This is a genomic window from Nocardioides sp. (genome assembly GCF_047607365.1).
Taxonomy (GTDB): Bacteria; Actinomycetota; Actinomycetes; order Propionibacteriales; family Nocardioidaceae; genus Nocardioides.
Genome location: NZ_JASGDD010000128.1, coordinates 1 through 10,464, shown reverse-complemented (window position 1 = coordinate 10,464; position 10,464 = coordinate 1). Strand labels below are relative to the sequence as shown.

Genomic DNA, 10,464 nt, shown 5'->3' with positions numbered 1-10,464 from the left:
CGGCGCGACCGGCGGCCGGACGCTCGTCGGCTTCGTCCTGGCCGGAGTCTGCTGGCCGCTCGCCGGCCTGCGCGGGATGCCGTGGCTCGGTCGGACCCTGAGCCGCCTGGGCGGGGTGCGGCGGAGCGCGGCGGTGCTGCGGACGCTCGCGTGGTCGGCCGCCGGGCTGATCGTCTTCGGCCTGCTCTTCGCCTCCGCCGACGCACTGCTGGCGGAGTGGATCGGCGCACTGGTGCCCGACCTCACCATCGACACCTTCGTGCTCCGCGCCTTCCTCACGGTCGCGGTCGGCGGCACGGTGCTCGCGGCGGCGTACCTCGCGCTCAACCCGCCCCGGATCGACCGCGACGGCGGCCTCGGCCGCCCCGTGCGCCGCCGCTACGAGTGGCTGGTGCCGGTGGCCGTGGTCGACACGGTCTTCGCCGCCTTCCTCGCCGCGCAGGCGACGGTGGTGTTCGGCGGCCACGGCTACCTCCGCCGGACCACCGGGCTCACCTATGCCGAGTACGTCCACCAGGGCTTCGGCCAGCTCACCGTCGCCACCGCGCTCACCCTGCTCGTCATCTGGGCCGCCGCCCGGAAGGCGCCGCGCGAGACGCCCGCCGACCGGGCCTGGCTTCGCGGCTCGCTGGGCCTGCTCTGCGCCGAGACGCTGGTCGTGGTCGCCTCGGCGCTCTACCGCATGAGCGTCTACCAGGACGCCTACGGCTTCACCCGGCTGCGGCTGCTGGTCGACGTCTTCGAGGGCTGGCTCGGCATCGTCGTGCTCGCCGTCGCCGCCGCGGGCGTCCTGCTCCGAGGCGCCTGGCTCGCCCGCTTCGGCGTGCTGAGCGGCGCGGTCGCGCTGCTCGTCCTCGCGGCCGCCAACCCCGACGCGTGGATCGCGAGACACAACCTCGAGCGGTACGCCGAGACCGGCAAGATCGACTGGGGCTATCTCCAGGGACTCTCCGACGACGCCGTGCCCGTGCTCGCGGACCACCGCGCCGCCTGCGCCCTCGTCGGCCGGGAGGACTCGCGCGACGACTGGCTGGAGTGGAACCTCGGACGCGCTCGCGCGGACCCCGACCTGCCCCGCGACTCCGACGGCAAGGACCCGTGCCCGGAGGTCTACTCCTACGGCTCCACACCGTAGGGCTCAGTAGGGTGGCTTCCATGAGTGAGAAGCCCGAGATCGACTTCATCGACCCCGACCAGACCTACGACGAGCTGGTCATCACCGACCTGATCGAGGGCGACGGCGAGGAGGCCGTCGCCGGCAAGGCGGTCTCCGTGCACTACGTCGGCGTCGCCCAGTCGACCGGTGAGGAGTTCGACGCCTCCTACAACCGCGGGTCGGCCTTCCAGTTCCGTCTCGGCGGTGGGCAGGTCATCTCCGGCTGGGACCAGGGCGTGCAGGGCATGAAGGTCGGCGGCCGGCGCCAGCTCGTCATCCCGCCGCACCTCGGCTACGGCAACCGCGACCTCGGCGTGATCAAGCCCAACGAGACGCTGATCTTCGTCGTCGACCTGCTGGGCGTGAGCTGAGCGACCAGCCCCGGCGCCGCGGCGTCTGGGGGCAGCCGCTGCAGGCCGGGATCACGATCGCGTTCGTCGGCTACACCAGCTCGTTCGCGGTCGTCATCGCCGGCCTCCGTGCCGTCGGGGCCAGCCCGGCCCAGGCGACGTCCGGCCTCGTCGCCGTGGCCGTGGCGACCGGGCTGGTCACGTGGTGGCTCACCTGGCGGACGCGGATGCCCCTCACGGCGGCGTGGTCGACCCCGGGTGCCGCCGTCCTCGTCAGCACGGGCGCGGTCGACGGCGGATGGCCCGCCGCGGTCGGCGCGTTCGCGGTCACCGGCGGACTGATCCTGCTGACCGGCCTCTGGCCGCTGCTCGGCGACCTGATCGCACGGATCCCCGCGCCGATCGCGCAGGCCACTCTCGGCGGCGTGGTGCTGGAGCTGTGCCTGGCCCCCGTACGGGCGATGGCCACGCATCCGTGGGAGGTGGCCCCGATCCTGCTCACCTGGCTGGTGCTGCTGCGGCCCTTCCCCCGCTGGGCGATCCCCGGGGCCTTCATGACCACCCTCGCCGTGCTCGCCGTGCTCGCCGCACGCGACGGAGGCGTGGACGGACCGTGGCTGCCCCACCCGGAGTGGACGACCCCGCACCTCGGCTGGGCGGCCGTGGTCGGCCTCGCCCTCCCCCTGTACGTCGTCACCATGGCCGGACAGAACGTCCCCGGCGCCGCGATCGTCGCCTCCTTCGGCTTCCGCACGCCGTGGCGCGAGTCGATGACGGTGACCGGCCTGGGGACCCTCGCGTGCGCTCCCCTGGGCGGCCACGCCGTCAACCTGGCCGCGATCAGCGCCGCGGTGCCCGCCTCGGCCGAGGCGCATCCCGACCCGGCCGAGCGCTGGCGCGCCTCCGCCGCCTACGGCGGCACCGCGATCGTGCTCGGCCTGCTCACCACGGCGCTGACCGGCCTGATCGCGGGCGCACCGGTCGCCGTGATCAGCACCGTCGCGGGCCTCGCCCTGCTGGGCACCCTCGGCGGCTCGGTGGCGACCGCGCTCTCCGACCCGGGCGAGCGGACGGCGGCCACGGTCACCTTCGTCATCGCCGCGTCCGGCACGACGATCGCCGGGGTCGGCGCCGCGTTCTGGGCACTGGTCGGCGGTCTCGTGGTGCGTGCCCTGCTGCGCCCCGGAGCCACCACCGGGTAGCCCCCTCGGGCCATGGGTAACCCCAGGACGGTCGCGTCGTTGAACCCCGTGAATCGACTCGGCGACTCACCCAAGGCAGGTCAGCATGCGCACGTCCCTCGTCCGACGCAGTCTCGTCGTCCTCAGCGCCCTCGTCGCGGCCGCGGCCGGACTCGTGCTGATCCCTCCCTCCGCTCAGGCGGTCACGTGGGCGCCGGCCGACACGGCGACCATCACCCCCGGCGTGCAGATGTACACCGCGGGTGCACAGTGCACCGCCAACTTCGTCTTCACCAACGCCGCCGGCGGGGTCTACGTCGGCTACGCCGCCCACTGCGCCGGCACCGGCTCCTCGACCGACACGGACGGCTGTGCCACGGACTCGCTGCCGCTGGGCACCGAGGTGACGTTCAACGAGGGCGGCAGCCTGCTGAGCGAGGGCACGGTCCTGGGGCACGGCACCCTGGCGTACTCCTCCTGGCTCACGGAGAAGACCCTCGGCACGACCGACGCCAACACCTGCGCCTACAACGACCTCGCGCTGGTGAAGGTCGCCGCCGCCGACGTCGGCAAGGTGAACCCCTCGGTGCCGTTCTGGGGCGGCCCGACCGGCATCGACACGAACGGCACCGCGACCGGCGACCGGGTCTACACCTACGGGAACTCCTCGCTCCGCGCCGGCATCGCCGCGCTGTCGCCGCACACCGGCATCAGCCTCGGCGACGACTCCGCCGACGGCGGTTGGACGCACCCGCTCTACACCGTGACTCCGGGTGTCCCCGGCGACTCCGGCTCCGGCTTCCTCAGCGCCGACGGCACCGCGATCGGCACCCTGTCGACGCTCGGCCTCGCCCCGCTGCCCGCGTCGAACAACATCGGCGACCTGGCCAAGGAGCTCGCCTTCGCCCAGGCCCACTCCGGCATCTCCGGCCTCGAGCTCGCCCTCGGCACCGAGGCGTTCTCGCCCCTGCTCTGAGGAGCGGGTACGCGACGCCACGGCACAACTGCTGGCGAATGAGGGTCGCGGGGCGACGGGGCCGCCCGTTGACCAGCAGTTGCCGCGTGGAGCGGGCGGGCCGACGAGAGTGACCGGGGGTGCCGGGTGCGCGGTGCCGGGCGGCGGGGCATGCTGGGGGCATGCGTGGATCGATGGCGGCCGGCGCGGCGCTGACCCTGCTCGTCACCGGCGTCGTCGCGGGATGCGGCACTGGGGACGGCACCGCCGCGCGCACGGTCACGGTGACGCCCACGCCGACGACCACCGCCGCGACGCCCACGACGGCGACCGCGACGGCGACGAGCGGCGCGAGCGCCGACGCGAAGCCGTCGGCGACGGTCGTGACGACACTGGCGACGGGACTGGACGTGCCGTGGGGGCTCACCCTCCTCCCCGACGGCACGGTGCTGGTGGCCACGCGGGACGACGGCCTGATCCGGCGCCTCGACCCGGCCACGGGGAGGCTGACCGACTTCGGGAAGGTCGCCGCCAGTGTCTCCAACGTCGACCAGGGCGGCGAGGCGGGACTGCTCGGACTGGCCGCCTCGCCGTCGTACGCGACGGACGGCAAGCTCTTCGCCTACTACTCGACGGCGAGCGACAACCGGATCGCGTGGAGCACGGACGGCAGCACCTGGCACGTCATCGTGAAGGGCATCCCGCACGGCGTGCACCACAACGGCGGGCGGCTCGCGTTCGGGCCGGACGGCATGCTGTACGCCGGCACCGGCGAGTCCGGGGACACGTCCCTGTCGCAGGACAAGGACTCCCTGGGCGGCAAGATCCTGCGCATGACGCCCGACGGGCAGCCGGCCGACGGCAACCCGTTCGACTCACTGGTGTGGAGCTACGGCCACCGCAACGTGCAGGGGCTGGCCTTCGACGCGGACGGTCGGCTCTGGGCGAGCGAGTTCGGGGACAAGACCGCCGACGAGCTCAACCTGATCCAGGCGGGGGCGAACTACGGCTGGCCGGCGACCCAGGGCAGGACCGACAACCCCGACTACACCAGCCCGGCACGGCAATGGGGAACCGACGAGGACTCCCCGAGCGGCATCGCGATCGCCGGCGGGGCCGTCTGGATGGCCGCGCTCAAGGGCGAGCGGCTATGGCGCATCCCGCTGAGCGGCGCGAAGGCCGGGACACCGAAGGCGTTCCTCACCGGCACGTACGGCCGGCTGCGCAGCGTGCTCGCCCTCGACGACGACACCCTGCTCGTCACCACCAGCAACCGCGACGGCCGCACCACTCCCGGCGCCAAGGACGACAGGATCCTCCTGGTCAGCGTGTCGTAAGCCCCTTCTCGGCGGAGGCGAGGCCCCATTCGGCTACCAGGGGAGGTCGTCGTCGTAGTCCGTGGCGTCGACCGGGGAGGCGAACTGACCGCCGAGCTGGACGACGTCGCCGATGCTGAGCTGGCGTCCCCGCCGGGTCTCGACCAGCCCGTTGACCAGCACCTCGCCGCCGGCGATGACCTCCTTGGCCACCGAGCCGGAGTCGACCAGGTTGGCGAGCTTGAGGAACTGTCCCAGGCGGATCACGTCGCCCTGGATCGGCACCGGCTCGGCCATCTCGTGCGTGTCGGGGCCCGTGCGGGTCTTGCGGCGACCGAAGAGAGCCATGCCCGCATCCTCCCACGGCGCTCGCGGGAGCGGCTGTCAGGTGACGAGCACCGTCACGGTGTGGATCAGCACGCCGACCAGCCCGCCGACGATGGTGCCGTTGATCCGGATGAACTGGAGGTCGCGGCCGACGTGCAGCTCGATCCGCTCCGACGCCTCACGACCGTCCCAGCGCTCGATGGTGTGGGTGATGATCGCCGTGGCCTCCGAGCCGTAGCGATCGACGATGAAGACCGCCGCGTCGCTCGCCAGCCGGTCGATCCTCATCCGCAGCTCGGCGTCGGAGAGCAGCATGCGGGCGAAGCCGAGCAGCTCGGTGTGCATCCGCTCGCGGATGGCGCCCGCGGGGTCCTGGAGCGACCCGGTCAGAACGCGGCGCAGCGCGTTCCAGACCGAGATCGCCGACTCGAGCACCTGCGGGTGGTCGAGCATCCGCTCCTTGAGCCGCTCGGCCCGCTCCTGGGTCTGCGGATCCTCGCGCAGGCTCGTCGAGAGCTGGGCGAGCCACGAGTCGAACGCGTGCCGCGCGCGGTGCTGCGGGTCGTCCCGGATGTCGCCGACCCACTTGATCATCTCGACGTGGATCCGGTTGGCGACGCCGTGGTTGAGCGCCGGGGGCGTCCACCAGGGCGCCCGCTCCTCGAGCACGTCGGTGACCGTCTCGGGGTTCTCCATCAGCCACTCGTGCAGCTCGACCAGCGCGAGGTCGACCAGTCCGCGCTGCAGGTCGTCCTCGACCGCGTCGGCGATCAGGTCGCCCAGGATCGGCGCGAGCGGCTCCTCGCGCAGTCGCGGGAAGATCGCCTCGCTCAGGAGCGCCTGGACGTGGTCGTCGCGGACCCGTCGCAGCCCGGTCGCGGCCACGACCGACACCTCGTCGACCACCTTGCGGGCGTTGACCGGATCGCTCAGCCAGGTCGCGACCCGCAGCGACGGGGCCGCGTCGGAGATCCGCTCGCGGATGATCGACTCGTGCAGGAAGTTCTCCCCCACGAACTCCTCGAGCCCGCGGCCCAGGTCGTCCTTGCGCCGCGGGATCAGCGCCGTGTGCGGGATCGGCAGCCCCAGCGGGTGCCGGAACAGCGCCGTCACCGCGAACCAGTCGGCGATCGCGCCGACCATCGACGCCTCGGCGCCCGCGTTGACGAACCCCCACACGCCGCCCCGGTCGAGGGTCAGCAGGTAGACCACCGCGGCCGCGCCGAGGAGGCCCGTGGCGAGGGTCCGCATCCGGCGCAGCGCCCTCCGGCGTACGGCGTCGCCGGCTGTGTCGACGGCGGGACCGGCCTCCTGCGACTGCCCGGGAGACCGCCTCGCTGACCGAGCCCCTGACGCCATGGCTTGATTCTGCCGGGTCACACCACACATGGGAGGATGACCGCCGTGTCGCGCACTGTCATCACCTTCGGGACGTTCGACGTCTTCCACGTCGGTCACCTGCGGATCCTCGAGCGAGCCGCCTCCCACGGCGACCGTCTGGTGGTGGGAGTGTCCGCCGATGCGCTCAACCTGCGGAAGAAGGGCCGCGCGCCGGTCTTCAGCGAGGCCGAGCGGCTGGCGATCGTGAGCGCGATCAAGGGCGTGGACGAGGTCTTCGTCGAGGAGAGCCTCGAGCTCAAGCGCAGCTACATCGAGAAGTTCTCCGCCGACGTGCTCGTCATGGGCGACGACTGGGCGGGCCGCTTCGACGAGTTCGGGGACATCTGCGACGTCGTCTACCTCCCCCGCACGCCGGCGATCTCCACCACCGCGCTGATCGAGAAGATCAGCCAGGTCTGAGCCGGGTCAGAGCCCTGGCGGGAGGTTCGGCTCCTCCTCGCTGAGCGCGACGAAGACGATCCCGTCGCGGACCTCCACGGCATGGGTGCGGACGGGCCGGCTCGCGGGGAGGGTCGCCGCGCCCGTGCGCAGGTCGAAGGTCGCCGAGTGCAGGGGGCACTCGATGAGGCAGTCCTCGAGCCAGCCCTCGACCAGGGAGGCCTCCTGGTGGGTGCAGGTGTCGTCGACGGCGAGCACCTCGCCGTCGTCGGTGTGGAACACGGCGATGGGCACGTCGGCGTCGGGGACGATGCGGATGCCCTCACCGCGAGGGATCCCGGACAGCGGTCCCACTTCGATCATGCCGGCGACCCTACCGGTGGGGGCCGGTGGAGGTCCGTCGCGGATCGTGGGCCCGGGCGCCGGACTCCGTAGCATGACGCCCGTGACCCGACCCGAGTTCGTCCTGACCATCGACTGCCCCGACGGCCCGGGTCTGATCCACGCGGTGGCGGGCTACCTCGTCTCGAAGTCCGGCAACATCCTCGAGAGCGAGCAGTTCGACGACCCCGAGAGCGGCCGCTTCTTCCAGCGCGTCCACTTCGAGGTCCTCGACGCCGGCATCGCCATCGAGGAGCTGCGCGCGGGGTTCGCCGAGGTGGCCGAGCGCCACGCGATGCACTGGGAGCTGTGGGACGCGAAGGCGCCGTACCGCACCATCCTCATGGTCAGCAAGGAGGGGCACTGCCTCAACGACCTGCTGTTCCGGTGGAGCACCGGCGCGCTGCAGATCGAGATCTCGGCGATCGTCTCGAACCACCTCGACCTCAGGCCGCTGGCCGACCACTACGCGTTGCCGTTCCACCACATCCCGGTCACCCCCGAGACCAAGCCCGAGGCCGAGGCGGCCCTGCTGCGGCTGGTCGACGACCTCCACGTCGACCTGGTGGTGCTCGCCCGCTACATGCAGGTCCTCTCCGACGACCTGTGCACGCGACTGGCCGGGCGCGCGATCAACATCCACCACTCCTTCCTGCCGAGCTTCAAGGGCGCCAAGCCCTACCACCAGGCCTGGGCCCGCGGCGTGAAGCTGGTCGGAGCGACGGCGCACTACGTCACCGCCGACCTCGACGAGGGCCCGATCATCGAGCAGGACATCCTCCGTGTCGACCACCGCGCCTCGGCCACCGACATCGTCGCCGCCGGCAAGGACGTCGAGGCCCAGGTGCTGTCGCGGGCGGTGAAGTGGCACGCCCAGACCCGGATCCTGCTCAACGGCCACAAGACCGTCGTGTTCCGCTGACGCGGGTCCCGGCCGGGGCACACACCTGAGCCACATTCGCGGGACCTTTGTCCCCTTTTCCCGGGCCGCCCCTGTCCAGACCAGTCCCCGGTCTGGTGCGATGCGCTCATCCGGGACCGTCGGCGACCGGTCGGAGCAGAGGGGAGGCGCGGGCAGCGTGACGACGAAGCCGCCCACGGAACGCAGGCAGCGACCGCGGAGCATCCGGCCCCGCCTGATCGGCGTCCTGCTGATCCCGACCGTCGCCGCCGTGGTCCTCGGCGCGACCCGGACCGTCGAGCTCACCCACCGCAGCAACGAGCTGGCCCGCAGCGACTCGCTGGCGCGAGCGCTGCCCGACGCGTTCCAGCTGGCCCTCCAGCTCCAGGTCGAGCGCGACGCCGGGTCCCGGACCGCCGATGCGACCACCCTGGGCAGGATCCGGATGGCCACCGACGACCAGGTGGACCGGTGGCACGAGGACACCCGGACCATCGACACCGACCGGAGCCCCGCGCTCCGGAGCGACCTCGCCGCCATCGACCACGCTCTCGGCGACCTCGACACCACCCGCGACCGGCTGGGCCGGGCGTCCTCGCGCGGAAGCGCGCGCAGCGCCTACACCACCACCCTCAACGCCCTGCTCGGCCTGGCGCAGCGGCTTCCCGGCCTCGACGACCCCGAGCTCTACCAGGAGGCGGCGGCGCTCGCGCAGATCCGGCCCGCCGCCGAGGCGCTCGGCGACCAGGGAGAGGTCCTCGCCGCCGCGCTGGCCGACGGCGCGGTCGACGCCCCCGCGCTGACGGCCCTCGCGGACGCCACGTCCCGGTGGAACGTCGCGAGCCTCGCGTTCGCCCGGCAGACCACTCCGGGGATCCGGCTCAAGGTCGAGCAGGCGACCGGCGTCGAGACGCAGACCGGCGAGACCGCGGCCGGCAACCCGCTGCAGAACGCGATCGCCCGGCTCCTCGCGACCGGCGACGCCTCCGCCCTCGGCCTGGACGCCGACGAGGTCGCCGAGGCACAGGCCGCCTTCTTCACGACGATGGCCGGCATCGTCGTCAGCGCCGCCGACGAGCTCGAGGCCCATGTCCACGACGAGTGGCGCGCCGCACGCACGGACGCGCTCACCTCCACCGGTCTGATTGCGCTAGCCCTGCTCGTCGCGCTGATCGAGGCCCTGCTGGTGGCCCGGTCGATCATCGGCCCGCTGCGGGACCTGCGCGACGCCGCGCTGGCCATCGCGCACCGCGAGCTGCCCCAGCGGGTGCGAGCCCTCGACGCGAATGCCGACGGCCACGTCGACACCGGCGTGCGCGCCATCGACGTCGGCGGCCGCTCCGACGAGATCACCGAGGTGGCGGGAGCGTTCGACGCGGTCCACGCCGAGGCGGTCCGGCTCGCCGCGGAGCAGGCCCGGATGCGCGCGACCGTCAACGCGATGCTCGTCAACCTCTCCCGTCGCAACCAGGGCCTCCTCGACCGCCAGCTGCGGCTGATCGACGAGCTCGAGGCCGGCGAGCAGGATCCCGACGGCCTCGAGAGCCTCTTCCGCCTCGACCATCTCGCCACCCGCATGCGCCGCAACGGCGAGAACCTCATGGTCATCGCCGGCGGTGACGCGAGCCGCCGCCAGCGTGGCGACCTCCGGGTGCTCGACGTGGTCCGGGCCGCGGTCGGCGAGGTCGAGCACTACGCCCGGGTCGAGCTCGGCGACCTCGACGACTCCGGGACGATGGTCCAGGGGCAGGTGGCCGGCGACCTCGTGCACCTTCTCGCCGAGCTGATCGAGAACGCGACCAGCTTCTCCTCGCCTGACACCACCGTCGAGGTGCACAGCCACACCGACGCCGCCGACCTCGTCATCGAGGTCGCCGACCACGGCATCGGCATGACCGCGGACGAGCTGGACGCCGCCAACCGCACGCTGCGCGGCGGCACCGCCATCGACCCCGACGTGGCGCGGATGATGGGCCTGACCGTCGCCGCGCGCCTCGCGCAGCGCCAGGGACTCGCGGTCGGTCTCCGCGCCAACGTCCCGAGCGGCGTCGTCGCCCGGATCCGCGTCCCCGCGGCCGCCCTCGCCGGCCGTACGCCGGCCGGCGCCCCTCCCGCTCG

General features: G+C 72.9%; 11 protein-coding genes. 8 read left to right on the top strand and 3 right to left on the bottom strand.

The annotated features are described in order from the left end of the window. The 5 genes from QM572_RS10210 to QM572_RS10190 all read left to right on the top strand — a co-directional run. The coding region (locus QM572_RS10210) for a DUF4153 domain-containing protein (protein ID WP_415092692.1) at positions 1 to 1,135 on the top strand (1,135 nt) is incomplete at its 5' end. Positions 1,136 to 1,155: 20 nt separating this feature from the next. Next, a complete protein-coding gene (locus QM572_RS10205; RefSeq protein WP_415092690.1) occupies positions 1,156 to 1,527 on the top strand; it encodes an FKBP-type peptidyl-prolyl cis-trans isomerase in 372 nt (123 codons plus the stop codon). Continuing rightward, positions 1,524 to 2,708: a benzoate/H(+) symporter BenE family transporter gene (locus tag QM572_RS10200; RefSeq protein WP_415092696.1), complete on the top strand. Its 1,185-nt coding sequence runs from the start codon at positions 1,524 to 1,526 to the stop codon at positions 2,706 to 2,708. Before QM572_RS10205 ends, QM572_RS10200 begins: the two co-directional genes overlap by 4 nt. 85 nt (positions 2,709 to 2,793) lie before the next feature. Beyond that, positions 2,794 to 3,663, top strand: coding sequence for a hypothetical protein (locus QM572_RS10195; protein WP_415092688.1), 870 nt, complete (start codon positions 2,794 to 2,796; stop codon positions 3,661 to 3,663). A gap of 161 nt (positions 3,664 to 3,824) precedes the next feature. Beyond that, positions 3,825 to 4,979, top strand: a complete 1,155-nt coding sequence (locus QM572_RS10190; RefSeq protein ID WP_415092686.1) for a PQQ-dependent sugar dehydrogenase — start codon at positions 3,825 to 3,827, stop codon at positions 4,977 to 4,979. 33 nt (positions 4,980 to 5,012) lie between these two features. Here QM572_RS10190 and QM572_RS10185 read toward each other — a convergent pair whose 3' ends face one another. Both QM572_RS10185 and QM572_RS10180 read right to left on the bottom strand, forming a co-directional pair. Further along, positions 5,013 to 5,255 (bottom strand): RNA-binding S4 domain-containing protein, encoded by a 243-nt coding sequence (locus QM572_RS10185; protein WP_415092694.1) that lies wholly within the window; start codon positions 5,253 to 5,255, stop codon positions 5,013 to 5,015. A gap of 87 nt (positions 5,256 to 5,342) precedes the next feature. Further along, entirely contained in the window at positions 5,343 to 6,644 is a 1,302-nt protein-coding gene (locus QM572_RS10180; RefSeq protein WP_415092684.1) for a DUF445 domain-containing protein, read from the bottom strand. A 45-nt stretch (positions 6,645 to 6,689) separates the two neighbouring features. Here QM572_RS10180 and QM572_RS10175 point away from each other — a divergent pair, with 45 nt between their 5' ends. Continuing rightward, positions 6,690 to 7,085 (top strand): adenylyltransferase/cytidyltransferase family protein, encoded by a 396-nt coding sequence (locus QM572_RS10175; RefSeq protein ID WP_415092682.1) that lies wholly within the window; start codon positions 6,690 to 6,692, stop codon positions 7,083 to 7,085. 6 nt (positions 7,086 to 7,091) lie between these two features. On the opposite strand, the gene QM572_RS10170 is transcribed toward QM572_RS10175, so the two are convergent. Then, positions 7,092 to 7,427 (bottom strand): bifunctional 3-phenylpropionate/cinnamic acid dioxygenase ferredoxin subunit, encoded by a 336-nt coding sequence (locus tag QM572_RS10170; protein ID WP_415092680.1) that lies wholly within the window; start codon positions 7,425 to 7,427, stop codon positions 7,092 to 7,094. A gap of 73 nt (positions 7,428 to 7,500) precedes the next feature. On the opposite strand from QM572_RS10170, the gene purU reads away from it, so the two are divergent. Then, positions 7,501 to 8,367 (top strand): formyltetrahydrofolate deformylase, encoded by an 867-nt coding sequence (gene purU / locus QM572_RS10165; protein WP_415092678.1) that lies wholly within the window; start codon positions 7,501 to 7,503, stop codon positions 8,365 to 8,367. A 157-nt stretch (positions 8,368 to 8,524) separates the two neighbouring features. Further along, positions 8,525 to 10,464: nitrate- and nitrite sensing domain-containing protein (locus QM572_RS10160; RefSeq protein ID WP_415092676.1), on the top strand; the 1,940-nt coding region annotated here is incomplete at its 3' end.

Coding starts and splice junctions, on each gene's coding strand:
- QM572_RS10170 (WP_415092680.1), bottom strand. CDS start 7,427: ATGATCGAAGTGGGACCGCTGTCCGGGATCCCTCGCGGTGAGGGCATC.
- QM572_RS10180 (WP_415092684.1), bottom strand. CDS start 6,644: ATGGCGTCAGGGGCTCGGTCAGCGAGGCGGTCTCCCGGGCAGTCGCAG.
- QM572_RS10195 (WP_415092688.1), top strand. CDS start 2,794: ATGCGCACGTCCCTCGTCCGACGCAGTCTCGTCGTCCTCAGCGCCCTC.
- QM572_RS10190 (WP_415092686.1), top strand. CDS start 3,825: ATGCGTGGATCGATGGCGGCCGGCGCGGCGCTGACCCTGCTCGTCACC.
- QM572_RS10205 (WP_415092690.1), top strand. CDS start 1,156: ATGAGTGAGAAGCCCGAGATCGACTTCATCGACCCCGACCAGACCTAC.
- purU (WP_415092678.1), top strand. CDS start 7,501: ATGACGCCCGTGACCCGACCCGAGTTCGTCCTGACCATCGACTGCCCC.
- QM572_RS10185 (WP_415092694.1), bottom strand. CDS start 5,255: ATGGCCGAGCCGGTGCCGATCCAGGGCGACGTGATCCGCCTGGGACAG.